Here is a 15,155-nt window from a genome sequence, read left to right on the forward strand (position 1 = left end):
CGGAGTCCGTGCAGGACCTGGTGCTCGACAGCGTGGACATCGCCGATTACCTCACCTCCCTCGCGCGGGAGGCCGCTGCAACCTTCGTCGCAGAGGGCCGTGATCTTCCCGTCGCCGTGGTGTTGCTGCGTCCCCGTAAGAGGGCCATCGTCGGGGCCAGCAGTCCCCGCGCCCAGGCCGTAGGAGAAGTGCAGTTCCTCTTCGATGACGGTCCGTGCCTGCGCGCCGCACGCGAAGGCGCCCCCTGCCTCGTACAGGACTTCCGGACCGAAACCCGGTTCGGTGGTTACGCACAGCGCATCACCGGCAGCGGCATCCTGTCTGCGCTGGCAGTACCGATCCCACTTGACGGCGGCGCCGTGGCAGCCCTGGACCTGTATTCCAGCGACGTCGACGTGTTCGGCGCCCACCTCATCCGGACTGCCGAACACCTCGCGCAGGACGCCTCCCGAGCGCTCCGGACCGCTGTGCGGATAGCGCACCTGGGTGAAGCCATGACCGACCTGAAAACAGCCATGGAGACCCGGGCGACCATTCAGATCGCGGCCGGCATCGTCATGGGGCAGAACCGTTGCACTCATGAGAGGGCAATGATGATCCTCAAGGCAGCCTCCAGCAGCAGGAACACGCCACTGAACGAGATCGCCGCACGCGTCGTGCACTCCCTGAACCAGGAACAACCGGCTTCACACTTCGAAGCCTGAAGCGAACAGACCTCATTCTGCGCATAGACCTGCGCAGGCATGAGCATCGGGCTATCCGGCTACTAGGAATAGAGTGCGCTGACCTAATCAACGTGGCGGGATTCCTGGAGTCTGGTTGGCGGGTTTGGCCGCTCCAACACCGTCCCGCAGGGGATCCTTCAGCGTTCCTCAGCCGAAGGATACCTGGGGGCTTGTGGTGATGGTGATGTGGCGGCTTCCCGGAGTACGGTGAGTGCGGTGTGGATGAGGCGTGCCCGGACGGAGTGACGCCGAGACCGGCCGCGGTGAGGCTCAGCGCAGCGTGGTGATGATCGAGGCGAGCGGTATAGCTTGGCGTGAAGCCCGCGGCTGTGCAGGCCCGGGCGATGATGCGCCCGGTGGGATCAGTACGTTATGCAGCTTTAGGAGGCCTCGTGTCCGATAACACCTCACCCGAGACAGCACGTTCTTCACGCGTACTGTTCGAGCGATCCAGCTACCCGGAGTACTTGCGTATTACGGAGATACTCCGCAAGGAGACCGTGGGTGGCATCCTGCTGCTCATCGCCGCGGCCATCGCCATCATCTGGGCGAACTCGCCCTTCGGTGATACCTACTTCGCCATCCGCGACTTCGAGTTCGGCTACGAGCCGTGGCACCTCAAGCTGTCCGTCGGCGCGTGGGCGTCGGACGGCCTGCTGGCGGTGTTCTTCTTCCTTACCGGTCTCGAACTCAAGCGCGAGTTCGTCGCCGGCGACCTGCGACGCATAAGTCGTGCGATCGTGCCCGTGGCGGCTGCTTTCGGTGGTGTCGTCGTCCCTGCGCTCATCTATGTCGCCGTCAACCTGTCCTCACCGGACACACTGAGGGGCTGGGCGATCCCCACGGCGACGGACATCGCCTTCGCCCTGGCCGTGCTCGCGGTCATCGGTTCCCACCTACCGGGTGCGCTGCGGATCTTCCTTCTCACCCTCGCCGTGGTCGACGACCTCATCGCGATCGCGATCATCGCCTTCTTCTACTCGGAAGACGTCAAGTTCGTCTTCCTGTTGTGGATGCTCCTGCCGCTCGCCCTGTTCGCCCTACTCGCCCAGCACAGGCCGAAGTTCTTCGGCAGGACCGTCCTCGGCCCCTGGCTGATCCTCTTACCCCTCGGTGTCGCTACCTGGGCGCTGATGCACGCCTCGGGCGTGCATGCCACGGTCGCAGGCGTGCTGCTCGGCTTCTGCGTCCCCGTGCTACGGCGCGCTCCTGACGGAACACCCAAGCTTCCAAGGCCTAACAAGCCAGGACTCGCCGAGGTCTTCGAGCACCGCTTCCGCCCCCTGTCCACCGGCTTCGCGGTTCCCGTCTTCGCCTTCTTCTCAGCCGGTGTGGCGATCGGCGGGGCGGAAGGATTCATGTCGGCCCTCACTGACCCCGTCCTCATCGGCATCGTCCTCGGGCTCGTACTCGGCAAGCCCATCGGTGTCCTCCTGACCACGTTCATCGTCACGAAATCGACGAAGGCAAGCCTGGATCCCGGGTTGAGCTGGTGGGATTTGCTCGGCGTGGGCATCCTCGCGGGGGTCGGCTTCACGGTGTCGCTTCTCGTCAACGACCTCAGCTTCGGGGCGGGCAGCGAGCAGGAAGACCACGCGAAGGTTGCCATTCTCACGGCATCGCTCCTGGCCGCGCTGCTGTCCAGTGTGGTGCTGCGATCCCGCAACAAGCACTACCGCCGCATCGAGGAGCAGGAAAAAGTCGATGCTGACGGCGACGGGATCCCCGACGTCTACGAACAACGCGAAAACTAGCGACCAGTACCGCACCCGGTACCACCGCTTGCACGCGAGCTACCACCCTGGCACCGGTCGCTGCCCGTTGGGCGGCGCATATCTACCCAGCACGATAAAGCCGGCCGAAAAGGTGCCATCAATGTGCCTCGACCGGGTTGGGTCCCTCTGGCCTGTCTTGAGAACCCCACGTTTTACAGGACGCTTATACGAGTCGAACACGGCGCAACCACTCCCCCGGCGACATGGACACGCCCGCCAGGCTCCGCTGCTTGTCCCGCACCCAAAAGCGGACAGCAAGGACCAAAACCCCGCCTGCACGCCCCCGATGCGTGGCACGTGGAATGATTGCCGCACTGGATAGGAACAGCAGGTCTCGACACATCGCCAAGGAGAAACGGTGACACGAGACATCCCGCTGGCCATCACAGGAATCGCAACTCTATGCGTCCTTGCCGGCTGCACTCTCCCGCAAGAAGGTAACGATCCTGGACCTCAACCCTCCGCAACCGCTGCCGAAGCCCCACCCACCACCGGGGCACCTGAATCCCCGTCGGCCAGTCCTGAGGCCACGGCTCCCACGCCGATGCCGACGGACGGCACCACCAGCACGAGCACCACGACCACGACCACATCCCCGTCCTCAAGCACATCCGCGTCAGCAGGATCATTGTCGTCGTCCGAGGTCGAACGACTGCGTCTCGGGCTATACACGGATGAATGGATCCGGAACATCGGCAACACGCTGCGTGGTCATGCCGACAGCGTCCGAGGGACTGGCGAACCAGTCCCTCCAGGACGGCTCCAACAAGCACTCGAATACTCGGTGGCGAACTTCGAGCCCGAAGGCTTCGAGATCCCCTTCGAAACAACCGAATCCGACAATTACACCATCAAGGTGTTCCATCCTGATGCTTACGCGTACAACACAGAAGCAACGGCATACACCATTCGCAGCGACCGCGCTCTCCCGACCGCCATCGCCACCGCTCCCCCACCGGAGGAAGAAACAACACCCCTGGGGGAGATCGACTTCAAGACAACCAAAATGCTCTACCGGGCAGCATCAACCATCAACACCTATATGAGCGAGAACAACGGCGAGGTTCCCACCGACGAATACCTTCGGGAAGAGGGTGACATCTTGGAGGGCTGGGCGTGGTCTATCGACCAAAGCCCTACAGCACCTGACCAGAGAATCATCCGGGTGTGGAACCCCGAAGGTGGGCTATACAACTCGAAGGAAGACGCTGCTTACTATGACTCCTTCCCGAAGGAGGACTACCGACCCCGATACAACTTCAACACCGGGTTCACCGTTCCATTCTCCGCTCCAGATCAGAACGCAAAACCGACCTCCACCCCGACTCCTACCCCCACCGAGGAGTAGATGACGCCCGCTCCTTGACAACAGGACCAGCCCCACGCTGGCTCACCCACATCTGTCGCCGACGACCACCGGCACGGATAGCGCACCTCGAGTAACCGATGGCCCTGTCGAAGCTCTCCATGAGGGCAGGGAGAGGGAAGTGCGGGAGCTAGAGAGAAGAATTCTCGGCTGAATGGCTCCGCTGCCAGGTAATGCCGGGTGCATTCCAGCCAAGCAGCACTCGGGTCGGGGTTTCCTGCCGGTCGGGGCGGAGCCGGCCCTTCCTCTGCCAGGTGCGTTGGCGCCCCAGCCAGACCGCGAGGACCTTTTCCTCCGGACGGCGCTGCGGGTCATAGACAGGGAATCGGCCGGTCTCGTCCCGGAAGTGCTGTACCTGCTCGAGGCGCCGAACCCACAACTGAGCAATGCTCGGATAGCTGGTCATTTCTTCTCAAGTACCCCAAGATTGCTCAGTTAGGTCGGAGCCGCACAGGATGTGAGACCGAGCCCCAGTTGGCGACTCCTCTGTCCCAAAAAGCCCGCGTAGGAGTACGGGCGTATATCGGGTTTCTGCGGGATACCAGAATCTACTATCGCAACTAGTCAGAGCGGTTTTGTGCTGAGGGTAGTTGGGACTGCCCACTCAGCAGTGAGCTACTTGGCGTCCTTCGCCGAGCTCACGCATGACTTTACAGCCTGCATAGCGATTGATTCGGGCTGCAGGGCTTCATAGGCCCTGCAGCGCGGCGCTTTGCCTGCTACTACTCATGGTCACCCTTGTCGGACACGATGAAGTGCTCGAGAATTGCCCTATCAACGGTCAGTGACTGAACATCCTTGCGTCTCGCGACGCATGCGCAGCAAGACGAGACACCTCACCTCGGCTCCCTCGTCGTCCCACCCGTACATCGCCTTACGGACTGCTTGTCAGAGCATTTTCCTCATCTTCACGCTGGTGGTTTCGTATCCCAGGGATTCGTACAGCCCTCGGGCGGCGGTGTTGAACCCGAAGACGTTGAGCCCAAGGGTGCGAGCTCCTTGTGATCGTGCGTACTCTTCGGCAAGCAGCATTGCTGCCCGGCCGATGCCTTTGCCTTGATGCTCTGGTTCGACGACTACGTCCCAGACCCACCATGCAGCCTCGTCATCCGAGTCGTCCTGGCCTATCCAGAGATAACCGACTGCCGTCCCGGAGTGGTCGACGACGTCGAACACGGCGTTGCTGGCGGTCGGAAGACGGGCAGGGAAGGCTCCCGCCAGTGCTTCGGAGGCTTGTCGATGTGCGACTTCAGGTGACTCACCTGTGGCGACGAGATCTGCTATGTATTCGGCCCGGCTCCTGTCGAGCCATTCAGGGAACCGTTCCGTCGTCATTGGTACAAGCTGGATGCTCATGCAGACAGTGTGGCAAGGGGACCGCCGGTAAACCGCGGTTCCCCTGCTGCGAGCATGGTTTGTTACGGCTTCATTCAGGAATAACTCACCCGGCGGCCCCCAGCATGAGAAGGAGTGGCGTGGGCAAGCTGATTGGGTACGCGAGGGTGTCGACGCGCGCCCAGGACACGGACCGGCAAATCGCTGACCTCCTCGCCGCCGGCGTCCGCCGCGATGACCTCTGTGTCGATCACGGGGTCGGTGGTGCTCATGCCCGACGCCCACAGTTCGACAAAGCCCTCGAGGCCCTGCAGGAGGGCGATACTCGCCGCGCTGACCGGACTGGACCTGGCACAGCTGGTCGCCGTCGACCGGATGCCGATCGCCACAGCACTACCAAGCGCTCGGGTGACATCGGCCTGGCGGGAACTCCTCAGCCCCGAGTCCCTGGACCTGGACTTCGACCCCAACACCTAGAAGCACTATCCGCACCAACACACCGAATCCGCCGCAGCGGTTCTGCACATACCTTCTGCCACTGCTTCAGATGCTCGAACACGGACCAGAACCAACAGTGTGTCAATGGGTCCCCTAGCGAGACAGAACGAGGTTTCTGGAGTCGGTGGAAGCGTCTTGGAGATGTGTAGCGAATACGTTCGTTTGTGACATTGCGGGAATCACCTCAGGTACTCGTGTAGGTGGTTCTTCTCATCCATGGTGGCACTTCAATGAGGCTGGATCAGATGACCGTCACTACGCAGAGCTTGTATGGCTTGCTCCAAGGACTCCTCGCGAAGGAGTAGGAGATCGCTGTCGAACGTCGAGATGACGAACACGGGCAGGCCCTGCTGGGCGACCGCAGTTGTAAGACCGGCAACGACTCCAGCCGTCGTGAATGGGATCGGCCCGTCGACGTAGAGGCAACGCCATCCCGCATCCACCTTGTCGGATGAAAGACCGGCACTTTCTTCCGCCACCACGGAAAGCTCCTTCTGAGTGCGGGTGATCGACCACACCCCAGGCAGCTGACCGAGGTTCTCCAAGGAACTGGACGGATCGAAACGGTAGATGCTCAGATGATTGGGGAGAAGTGTCAGGCTGACTGTCGCCACAGTAAGGACTGAGTTCTTGGTCATGATTACACCGATTCGGTGTCGCGGAAGACGCTCAGGGTGGCGTCACTTTGATCGCCCGGCCACTATGACAGACGCCGTCAGGGCCCTACAACTCGGAGGGGCAGCACGACAGGACTCAAGGTGCCTCGAGGTCACAGTCCACGTCGAAGCTCTCCCGAACTGTGACCTCGCACATGACTTCACGTGGCGGGTGAGTCTGCTCATTCGGCGCTGCCACCGTTTCTCGTGACCGCGTAACGAGGTTGACCAGCCGGCAGCCTGCGCCTGCCGGGCAGTGATCAACATCCGGATTTACGCTGCGGCGAGCTACGGCCCCCTTTTGGAACACCTGCGCGGAAGGACCACGCAACCGGCGGTTCAAGCAAACCGTTCCTCGCCGGTGTCGTCGACCTCAACGGCCATCACACTAGTGAATTCTTGGGGCCGAACGGGGTTGTTCAGGATTCACCTCCCGCTGTTTGACTCGATGGCATGACCTCTCTTGATGGGCCGCTGCCCGACAGCTCGCATCTGCGCCAGGACATCAACATCTCCGAGGAAGCCACCCTCGAGGAACCCGACACATCCTCGGCGGCCAGCACCACGTCCGCCTTCAATGCCGACCAGCACGCGGCAGGCGTGAGCCCCGTGGACGCGTACCAGGGCGATGGCGGCAGCGCCGAACAGGATGCGGCCACTCCGGTGGCCGAGGAAAGCTAGGCCGTGTCTTAGGCAGTTTCGGCAGTCCGAGAAGGTGGCAGGGTGCTCCTCACCGAGGTGCCATTCACTACAGGTTCATGTCTGCGTCATACGTCGTGTCTACGCTTCAACAGCGTTCCCCAGACCCCGCAGCAAGGACTCCCATGTGCATTTCTGATACCGACCACCACGACCAGGGATCCCAACAGGACGCCGCGGACGTGGAAATTGCCTCGTTCGGCTGGAACAGACGAGCGATCCTCCGCTCAGCAGCGGTGCTCGCAGGAACGGGAACCGCGCTGGCACCAGCTGTGACGGCGGTCGCGGCTCCTGGAAACGGTCAGGGGCGCGGCAAGCGTGAATCCGACCCGACGCTGACCTGGCTCGTGGGCGACCACCACGTCCACACGCAATACAGCCATGACGCCAAGTACCGTGTCACGCAGCAGCTCGAGCAGTCCCGTCACTATGGCGTCGACTGGTTGGCCTTCACCGAGCACTCGAACTTCGGGCATGCCAACAATGGAGGAGTCGTCTCCTCAAACCGCGAGATCCTTGAACAGCGCGCAGTGAACCCCGACCTCCTGATCTTTCAGGGCCTTGAGTGGTACATTCCGGCGGCCGAGCACGGCTCGGTCCTTGTTGCTCCGGGCCCGCACGAAGTCGACCTGTTACGCACTTTCGAATTGGTGTTTGACGGCAAGCTCAACCGCTGGGAGAAGCCGGCACCGGGCTCCGCCGAGGAGCGGTTCGCAGAACAGAAGGCCGTCGAGGGCATCGCTTGGCTCGCCGAGCAGCGGCGGACGGGCTACGTAGACGACGTCGTCGTCCTCGCAAACCATCCGCTCCGCCTCGGCATCGACTCGCCCCACGAACTCCGGGCCTGGCGTGACTCAGCGCGTGAGGTGATGATCGGAATGGAGGGGGCGCCCGGCGCGCAGGGAAGCGGGATCAGCCAGAATACGGTGCCGGGCGACCAGCGGGGCGAGTACGTCAACGCTCCGAGCCAGTTCAGCTTCGGCGGGTTCCCCGCCGATGCCTACCGGCCCTACGGAGGCTTCGACTGGGCGACTGCGACCGTCGGAGGCGTTTGGGACTCGCTCCTCGCGGAGGGTCTGCCGTTCTGGATTACCTCTAACTCCGACAATCACCTGACGGTGAAAGACACCCTCCGCACCGGGCCCTACCCGGACCGGGAACCGTACCTTAGCCTGCCGAATGAATTCGACCGCTGGAGCGTCGAGGGGCGCCGTCCGGACCCCATCGAGACCGGGCAACCCCAGGGCGGCAGCGACTTCTGGCCCGGCCAGTTCAGCCGCCTCCACACCGGTGTCACCGAGGGCTCGTACACCGGCGTGCTGAACGCGATGCGCCGAGGCCGCATGTGGGTCGATCACGGCCATCTGCTGGCGGGGCTCGACGTGCGCGTACGGGAACTCAAGGGCGGCAAGAATAACGACAAGAGGACCAAGAAAGACGACGGCGTCACGCTCGGTTCGCGCCTGCAGGTGCGGCGGGGATCGGATGTTGAGGTGTCCATCACCCTTACGCCGACGCAGTACCGGAACGCTGCAGGCGTTCTCCCCCGAGTGGCCCACGTCGATGTCATCAGTGGCCCGGTGACCGGGTCGGTCGCGGACCGGGACGCCCTGCGCGCTCCGAACACGCGTGTGTCCCGCCAATTCGACGTGTCCGGCAGCACGGGTGTCATTACGGTCACGCATACCTTCCGTGACGTCGCCGAAACGTTCTATCTCCGCGTACGTGGCAGCGACGGCCGCCGGACAGGACCCGGCTACCACGGTGCCGCCGTTGACCCCTCGGGTCCACAACGCCACGGGAGCGGAACCGTCGAGGCCGATCCCTGGCTCGACACCTGGTTCTACGCAAATCCCGTCTTCGTGGATGTCACCAATGCGCTGTGAGGCGATCTTTATGACTGATGTCGCAAACTAGCTGTTCTATGTCATGAGGTTGGTGACGCCCTGGTGAAGGCGTGAGGCCGGCAGCCGGTTCCTGTTCAGCTACTTCACCGAAGTCCATAATCCCCTACTCCACACGCCACTTCGACACCGCCAACCAAGCCCGCGCCTGACTGATCACCCGCCCCCACGCCGGCTAACACCACAGCCGTCCTGTCTGCGTGACCGAACACCGTCATCTATCCCATGCATCCGACCCGAGCCACCATTGCTGACGGAACCATCAAAGGCTCCGGTTTCCCTTAATGGGAATACAGCGGCTGAGACCCAATGATGAGACCACGCCTTCACCGCAGACCCCAGGAGTCACCCGTCCCCACCAACCGTGATCAGCCCGACCAGATCATCCAAGCAAGGATCCTCTCAGGAGTCGCCGATAAGCCGGTGCCCAGGAAAGTTCTTCAGCCGCTCTACTTGCAGCGTCGCCTAATCACACAGCATGCCGTGTCTTTGAGGATGACGGTGCCCCCGGCACGAGAGCTGCCGTGGCGCTGGTGCCGGTAGGTTGTACCCGTCGAAGTCAGGGAACTTATGGTGAAGCAGGAAACACGAGCCCGCTATGCGCTCGAGGACGCCGGAAACTATATGTCCCTTCAGTGGAGTCCGGGGATCACCATGGAAGCCTCCGACGTGGTGTCTGCGACCACAGCAGTCACCGCCGCATCCCCTGACGGTCCGCGACCCCTCCTGGTGCGCATCGGCCTCATCGAATACATCACGTCGGAAGCCAAACAACTACTGATCAGGGACATCTGCTCCTCCCACACCGCCATCATCGGCGCCGACGACATGGGACGGGTCCTTACAGCATTCACCCATCGATCAGTGACACCCACCCGGTACTTCACCGATGATGAGGAAGCCACCGACTGGCTGCTCGATCACACCCGTGAGCACCCCAGCATCTTCGGTGAAAGCTACGGAGTAGAAAAGTCCTTCACCTCGGAAATGAGCGACGGCCTGCTGTGGGTGACATGGACCCAGGCCATACACATCACAGACGCCATCGCCGAGAACATCGTCCTTCGCGCCGAGTTCATGAACCCCACCTCGTGTCCGCCCATGCTCCTGGAACTCCATCAGGTCATGTCAGCCAGCGACAGTGCGATGAAAATCCTCGCGGACGGGTTGAACATCGCTGCCCTAGCCGTCGTGAGCGACGATTCCCGTGGCCAGACGCTGATCACTTACTACAGGCAGCGGGCGCGCCCGCCCTACACAACCCGCCACTTCAGCACCGTCGAGGAAGCCAAGCACTGGCTGACACTCATACCGCTCCCATAGCGCTCCAGATTCGAGGCAGGTGCACCCAGCGCAACAGGTACAACCATCCGTGCTGGAAATACTCAAGCCAGCGCAAGCCACTGCTACATCCATCCAGTCAATGGATCCTTTAGCGGGACCCGCTGCGGGTGTCCGCGCTCCCAACACGCGTCCGCATGGAGGGTGTTCACCGGGCATCATCTGCGGCGGGTCATACGGGAACGGCGCCAACCAGCGCGGAGTAGTCCGAGACGACTGGCGCAGGGTGAGTCGTATGCATCCCGGTGAAGGACCGGCATACGGGCGTTGAGATAATCGGTAGAAATAGACGCCGGACTGGCGCCACGCTTGGTTGGCACTGCTTAGATGAGCGCATGACCTCAACACCAAGGCGACCCATGAACAAGACCTTCGCGCAGGTGGTAGCGGCAATTGCAATAGTCGGTTCCAGTGTCCTGACACTGCTACTTGTAGCAGGGTTGTTGTTGGGTCAATTCAGCGGGGGTCGGGATAATGCATGGCTACTGATCAGAAGCGTTTTGCTCGTCGGGTTCCTCCTCCTCGTCTTCCGCTACTTCCTCGGCAAAGGACGACCTTGATAACAAACGACCCCCCAGAAACGAATCCGATCGTAGAGATTCGCGAGGTCTGGAGTTCCCCCTTGAGCGCGGCCGATGCCCTCGACGCTATAGCTCGATCCTTGTTCAGCTCGAGCGCGAAGGTCGAAAGAACAGGGAACGCGGTGTTGGTCCGGACAGGCTCCAACTGGCGGTACCGACTCCTTGGTAACGCAATGTCAGGCAGCGCGGCACTACCGGTCGCGCTCACTGTGACAGCAACCTCCCTCGGAGATCGTACTGAGCTTGAAGCTCATGCATTTGACACCTTTGGTTGGCGAACCACCGACCGAACCTTCTTTGGCGCCAAGGAGGCATTCGAGCAACGGCTGAGCGAGCTGTTGGTAACCGCTGCTGTGGCAGCCGAAGCAGTCAACGGTCCCGCAGGAGCCGCCTGACGTGTCCTACAACCAGACTCTCCCGGCGCATTCGCCGATCGCTGACCAGGACGGCCCGGTGTTGAACACGCGTTGGCTTACACGTGTGACGTCCTCGGCTTTTTGACCTCCTGCTCGATGAAGTTAAGGATCCGGTGCAGGTCCTTCTTACCCTGGCCATAGTCGAACAGTGTGGAACCTAGCCGGGGTTCAGACAGGGCGTCGATAGTGGTGCGCCCTGAATCGTCTTGACCGAGTAGCAGGGTGATTCGCAGGCCCCATGTTTTCCAGTTCATTCGAGCACTGAAGACTGCTCGATTGGAAGACAGCTCGACGAGTTGGTAGCGGTTCATATGGTCGGTCATTAGGCTTGCTGCTTTGACCACCCTTTCGCGGCGTGCGTCGACGAGCAGGGAACCTCTTGTACGCGCCTGGTGTGAAGTAAGCCCGTAGGAATCAGTCATGGACTGAAGCTAGCAGTCGGGCCGTCCGGCGCAGGATCCATCACCGAGACATCTTTCTGGAACTAGAGTCGGTCGAATCGCGCAAGTGGATCAAGGGGCGTCATGGGCAGTAGCAGCTCGCCGCGGAAGAGAAGTCAGGCCGCTGGTCTTATCGCAATGGTCTGCCTTTTTGTCGCGTCAATGGTCCTGCGCGCACTCATCGATAATGACAACCCTTGGGTCTGGGCGGGCGTCGTTACCCAAGCGGTTGCGGTCATCGCCGTCGTGGTTTATCTAGTCCAATTCGTTCGAAGACAGCGTGACGATTACTGGAAGGAGCGAGGCCGCAACCCTCGCGATCCACACCAACCACTTTCGGGAGTTTCGCCTGAGGATCGCCCTACGGACCCAAGGAAACGATGTACCTAGACCACTGAGGTGAGGGGTCTACTACTCTGCGACCATAACGATCCGAAGGGCTGGAATCGAGCCTGCAAAGCTAGTTGATTGTTTGTCATCCAAACTGCGCGGGGATGGGCACAAGAGACGCCACCTTCGGTAGTACCTGTCATCGCGAACAGTGAAGGATGTCGAAGTGGACTTGAAACGACGTAAGACGTACTTGGCCGCAACCATCGTTTTCGCCGTAGCGGCAGCTTCATCAGTCCTACTAGATGACTCTCACTGGTTCACCATTGCGGCCCTGATCCTGCTGGCGTCGTCGGCATACCTATGGGGACGAGCTGATCGTGACGATACTCCGCGGAAGGTTGAACCGAGCTCGTAGCAACGCTCCAGGAAGGCGTCCCTCCCGAAGATCGGTGTATTCAAGCGGTCGTTGCAACGGTCGGTCATCTGGTTTTAACAGTAGTTGTCGCGTGGCATGTGCGGGGGTAGTTCCGCCGAGGGTCTTGCGCGGCCGGCCTGGATTCCCGCCCACTGGCGGTCTGGACCGGTGTGGTGAAACCAGCCTACACACGGCCCTCGTCGCCTGAAACGTCGACGCCGCGAACACAGCTACTCCCCTACAGACGCTCATCCGGCTTGCTGGGAAGCGGTCCAGGGCTTTATTGGCGGGTATCAAGAACGTGTTAAGACAGCCTTCTGGCCCCTCAGCATGCGGTTGAATGAGCCACTGGTGCGGATCGTCCGCTCCTAGTTGTCCCATCCCTTGGAGGTCGGAGCATTCCCGTGAGGTCGAGCAGAAATACCCTCCGGGACTCTCGAACAGCCACCGTCGCTGCCATGCACAGGATGGTCAGGAGTACGTCGTCCTGGGTCGCGCAGTTGGGCCCGCGGCACCCGGCTCAGGTGATCGTGCTGGGGTTCGCTGCCGCGATCCTCATTGGTACCACTCTGCTGATGATTCCCACCTCGAAGGTCGGAGTGGGCAGCGCCACCTTCCTCGAGGCCCTGTTCACGGCGACCTCGGCCGTGTGCGTGACTGGGCTGATCGTCGTTGATACTCCGGTCTACTGGACGGGCAGCGGCCACGTCATCATCCTGGCCCTGATCCAGGTGGGTGGCTTCGGCATCATGTCCTTTGCCTCCCTCCTGGGTGTCCTTCTGGCACGGCGCATGGGCCTGCGCTCCCGTATCTCGGCGGCGGCCGAAACGAAGAGTGTGGGTTTCGGCGACGTACGCGGCGTGCTGCTTGGCGTCCTGCGCATCACCCTCGTCGTCGAAGCGGTCACCGCGGTTCTGCTGGCCGCACGCTTCCTGCTCGGGTACGGCTACAACCTCGGCGAGGCCATATGGCTTGGCATCTTCCACTCGGTCTCGTCCTTCAACAACGCCGGGTTCGCCCTGTTCAGCGACAACCTGATTGGTTTTGCCGGGGACCCATGGATTTGCCTGCCGATCTGCGCCGCGGTGATCATCGGAGGGTTGGGTTTCCCGGTCCTGTTCGAACTTCGCCGCCACTTCCGGTACCCCGGCAAGTGGCATATGAACACCAAGCTCGTCCTCAGCGGCACACTCATCCTCCTCGTCCTGGGCACGGTGTTCATCACTGCTGTCGAGTGGTCCAACCCCGCGACCCTCGGGGCGCTGCGGCCCCGGGAGCGGCTCCTGGCGGGGTTCTTCCAGTCCGCCATGACGCGCACCGCCGGGTTCAACAGTGTGGACTTCGCGCAGCTCAACCCCGTCACCCTGCTCGCCATGGACGTCCTGATGTTCATCGGCGCGGGCCCCGCCGGAACCGCCGGCGGCCTGAAGATCACCACGTTCAGTGTGCTGCTCTTCATCCTCTATACGGAGATCAGCGGCGGCAACGCGGTCAACATCTTCGGCAAACGCCTACCCCGCTCGGTACATCGACAGGCCATCTCCATCGTGCTGCTCGCCGTCGGGCTCGTCATCGGCGCCACGATGTTCCTCATGCTCATCACCGACTTCGGCCTCGACCGGGTCCTGTTCGAAGTTGTCTCGGCCTTCGCGACCGTAGGTCTGTCCACCGGCATCACCGCAGGCATCCCGCCGGCGGGTCAGGTCGTTCTGATCCTGGTGATGTTCGCCGGGCGCCTCGGTCCGGTCACCCTCGCCACCGCGCTGGCGCTGCGTTCCAAACCGCTCTACTACGAATACCCGAAGGAAAGGCCCCTCATTGGCTAGGCAACGCATGTTCTCCCCCAAACCCATCGAAGCGATCGCAGCCGCCGATTCCGTGGCGGTCATCGGCCTGGGCCGGTTCGGGGGCGCCCTGGCCCTGGAACTGGAGGAAGCAGGAACAGCGGTTCTCGGGATCGACAACGACGAAGACACCGTCCAGTCCTACAACGGCCGCCTCACCCACGTCGTGCGCGCCGACACCACCAAAGAAGAAGCACTGCGCCAGCTGTCCCTCCCCGAGTTCGACCGCGTCGTCGTGGGTATCGGCACCGATCTCGAGGCGAGCATCCTGACCACGTCAATCCTGCTGCGCTTCGATCGGCCCACCATCTGGGCGAAAGCCATCAGCGAACCCCACGCCCAGATCCTGTCCCAGCTCGGCGTGGAGCGAGTCATCCGGCCCGAGCACGACATGGGCAAGCGTGTGGCACACCTCGTCCGCGGCACCATGCTCGACTACGTGGAGTTCGAGGACAACTTCGCCATGGTCAAGACCCAACCCCCTCGCCAGTACTGGGACCGTGAACTCGGCACCACCGGCCTACGCGCCAGACACGGCGTCACAGTCGTCGCCGTCAGACGCAAGGGCGGCGAATGGGACTACACCACGGCCCAGACCACCTTGTACGACGACGACGAGATCATCGTCGCCGGCCCAACAAGCAAAGCAGAACTCTTCAGCTCACTGGTCTAGAACAACAGGTTCACGGGACCGCTCAGATCGGCTTGTGCAACACATGCCAGCCCGAGTGATTGGTGTGTTGCCTCGAGCGTCGGCCGGCACACGCCGCCGGCGTTCAGGTGTCCTTGCCCGCCACCGGTCAATCCTGCCGATGAACATACCGACA

Annotated in this window: 14 protein-coding genes and 1 pseudogene; 10 read left to right on the forward strand and 5 right to left on the reverse strand. The window is 62.0% G+C overall.

The features are described 5' to 3' along the window. Nucleotides 1-8: 8 nt before the first annotated feature. Together AC4D2C_RS13405 and nhaA are read left to right on the forward strand one after the other, a co-directional pair. The gene (locus AC4D2C_RS13405; RefSeq protein ID WP_490915377.1) at nt 9-704 is read left to right on the forward strand and encodes a GAF and ANTAR domain-containing protein; all 696 of its coding nucleotides are present in this window, start codon (nt 9-11) and stop codon (nt 702-704) included. A 413-nt stretch (nt 705-1,117) separates the two neighbouring features. Further along, nucleotides 1,118-2,479: a Na+/H+ antiporter NhaA gene (gene nhaA, locus AC4D2C_RS13410; RefSeq protein ID WP_490915378.1), complete on the forward strand. Its 1,362-nt coding sequence runs from the start codon at nt 1,118-1,120 to the stop codon at nt 2,477-2,479. A 474-nt stretch (nt 2,480-2,953) separates the two neighbouring features. On the opposite strand, the gene AC4D2C_RS13415 is transcribed toward nhaA, so the two are convergent. Next, a complete protein-coding gene (locus AC4D2C_RS13415; protein ID WP_490915379.1) occupies nt 2,954-3,091 on the reverse strand; it encodes a hypothetical protein in 138 nt (45 codons plus the stop codon). 193 nt (nt 3,092-3,284) lie between these two features. Here AC4D2C_RS13415 and AC4D2C_RS13420 point away from each other — a divergent pair, with 193 nt between their 5' ends. After that, nucleotides 3,285-3,848 carry a hypothetical protein gene (locus tag AC4D2C_RS13420; RefSeq protein ID WP_490915380.1) on the forward strand — a complete coding sequence of 188 codons (564 nt, stop codon included), beginning with the start codon at nt 3,285-3,287 and terminating at the stop codon, nt 3,846-3,848. Nucleotides 3,849-3,996: 148 nt separating this feature from the next. Here the strand turns inward: AC4D2C_RS13420 and AC4D2C_RS13425 are convergent, their stop codons facing one another. Both AC4D2C_RS13425 and AC4D2C_RS13430 read right to left on the reverse strand, forming a co-directional pair. Then, entirely contained in the window at nt 3,997-4,272 is a 276-nt protein-coding gene (locus AC4D2C_RS13425) for a helicase associated domain-containing protein (protein WP_490915381.1), read from the reverse strand. A gap of 482 nt (nt 4,273-4,754) precedes the next feature. Beyond that, on the reverse strand, nt 4,755-5,222 hold the full coding sequence (locus tag AC4D2C_RS13430; RefSeq protein ID WP_490915382.1) for a GNAT family N-acetyltransferase: 468 nt from the start codon (nt 5,220-5,222) through the stop codon (nt 4,755-4,757). A 119-nt stretch (nt 5,223-5,341) separates the two neighbouring features. Between AC4D2C_RS13430 and AC4D2C_RS13435 the strand changes: the two are divergent. Continuing rightward, nucleotides 5,342-5,557, forward strand: a pseudogene (locus AC4D2C_RS13435) (recombinase family protein); the annotation flags it as partial. A 369-nt stretch (nt 5,558-5,926) separates the two neighbouring features. Here AC4D2C_RS13435 and AC4D2C_RS13440 read toward each other — a convergent pair. Continuing rightward, on the reverse strand, nt 5,927-6,337 hold the full coding sequence (locus tag AC4D2C_RS13440) for an ACT domain-containing protein (protein ID WP_490915383.1): 411 nt from the start codon (nt 6,335-6,337) through the stop codon (nt 5,927-5,929). 471 nt (nt 6,338-6,808) lie between these two features. On the opposite strand from AC4D2C_RS13440, the gene AC4D2C_RS13445 reads away from it, so the two are divergent. From AC4D2C_RS13445 to AC4D2C_RS13460, 4 genes are all read left to right on the forward strand, one after another. After that, nucleotides 6,809-7,036, forward strand: coding sequence for a hypothetical protein (locus tag AC4D2C_RS13445; protein WP_490915384.1), 228 nt, complete (start codon nt 6,809-6,811; stop codon nt 7,034-7,036). Between the two features lie 143 nt (nt 7,037-7,179). Further along, the gene (locus tag AC4D2C_RS13450; protein ID WP_490915385.1) at nt 7,180-8,940 is read left to right on the forward strand and encodes a PHP domain-containing protein; all 1,761 of its coding nucleotides are present in this window, start codon (nt 7,180-7,182) and stop codon (nt 8,938-8,940) included. Nucleotides 8,941-9,531: 591 nt separating this feature from the next. After that, nucleotides 9,532-10,281 carry a DUF7793 family protein gene (locus AC4D2C_RS13455; RefSeq protein WP_490915386.1) on the forward strand — a complete coding sequence of 250 codons (750 nt, stop codon included), beginning with the start codon at nt 9,532-9,534 and terminating at the stop codon, nt 10,279-10,281. Between the two features lie 377 nt (nt 10,282-10,658). Continuing rightward, a complete protein-coding gene (locus tag AC4D2C_RS13460; protein ID WP_490915387.1) occupies nt 10,659-10,859 on the forward strand; it encodes a hypothetical protein in 201 nt (66 codons plus the stop codon). A gap of 493 nt (nt 10,860-11,352) precedes the next feature. Here AC4D2C_RS13460 and AC4D2C_RS13465 read toward each other — a convergent pair whose 3' ends face one another. After that, the gene (locus AC4D2C_RS13465; protein WP_490915388.1) at nt 11,353-11,718 is read right to left on the reverse strand and encodes a hypothetical protein; all 366 of its coding nucleotides are present in this window, start codon (nt 11,716-11,718) and stop codon (nt 11,353-11,355) included. Nucleotides 11,719-12,942: 1,224 nt separating this feature from the next. Between AC4D2C_RS13465 and AC4D2C_RS13470 the strand changes: the two genes are divergently transcribed. Together AC4D2C_RS13470 and AC4D2C_RS13475 are read left to right on the forward strand one after the other, a co-directional pair. Further along, nucleotides 12,943-14,310, forward strand: coding sequence for a TrkH family potassium uptake protein (locus AC4D2C_RS13470; RefSeq protein WP_490915389.1), 1,368 nt, complete (start codon nt 12,943-12,945; stop codon nt 14,308-14,310). Nucleotides 14,311-14,317: 7 nt separating this feature from the next. Next, nucleotides 14,318-15,001: a potassium channel family protein gene (locus AC4D2C_RS13475; RefSeq protein WP_490915390.1), complete on the forward strand. Its 684-nt coding sequence runs from the start codon at nt 14,318-14,320 to the stop codon at nt 14,999-15,001. Nucleotides 15,002-15,155: the final 154 nt, after the last annotated feature.

This window comes from Arthrobacter sp. TJ-240, assembly GCF_058269195.1.

What these genes read in the sequence shown, in the direction of transcription:
- AC4D2C_RS13425 (WP_490915381.1), bottom strand. Translation starts at nt 4,272, where the DNA reads ATGACCAGCTATCCGAGCATTGCTCAGTTGTGGGTTCGGCGCCTCGAG.
- AC4D2C_RS13475 (WP_490915390.1), top strand. Translation starts at nt 14,318, where the DNA reads ATGTTCTCCCCCAAACCCATCGAAGCGATCGCAGCCGCCGATTCCGTG.
- AC4D2C_RS13460 (WP_490915387.1), top strand. Translation starts at nt 10,659, where the DNA reads ATGAACAAGACCTTCGCGCAGGTGGTAGCGGCAATTGCAATAGTCGGT.
- AC4D2C_RS13450 (WP_490915385.1), top strand. Translation starts at nt 7,180, where the DNA reads ATGTGCATTTCTGATACCGACCACCACGACCAGGGATCCCAACAGGAC.
- AC4D2C_RS13465 (WP_490915388.1), bottom strand. Translation starts at nt 11,718, where the DNA reads ATGACTGATTCCTACGGGCTTACTTCACACCAGGCGCGTACAAGAGGT.
- AC4D2C_RS13470 (WP_490915389.1), top strand. Translation starts at nt 12,943, where the DNA reads ATGCACAGGATGGTCAGGAGTACGTCGTCCTGGGTCGCGCAGTTGGGC.
- AC4D2C_RS13440 (WP_490915383.1), bottom strand. Translation starts at nt 6,337, where the DNA reads ATGACCAAGAACTCAGTCCTTACTGTGGCGACAGTCAGCCTGACACTT.
- AC4D2C_RS13445 (WP_490915384.1), top strand. Translation starts at nt 6,809, where the DNA reads ATGACCTCTCTTGATGGGCCGCTGCCCGACAGCTCGCATCTGCGCCAG.
- AC4D2C_RS13430 (WP_490915382.1), bottom strand. Translation starts at nt 5,222, where the DNA reads ATGAGCATCCAGCTTGTACCAATGACGACGGAACGGTTCCCTGAATGG.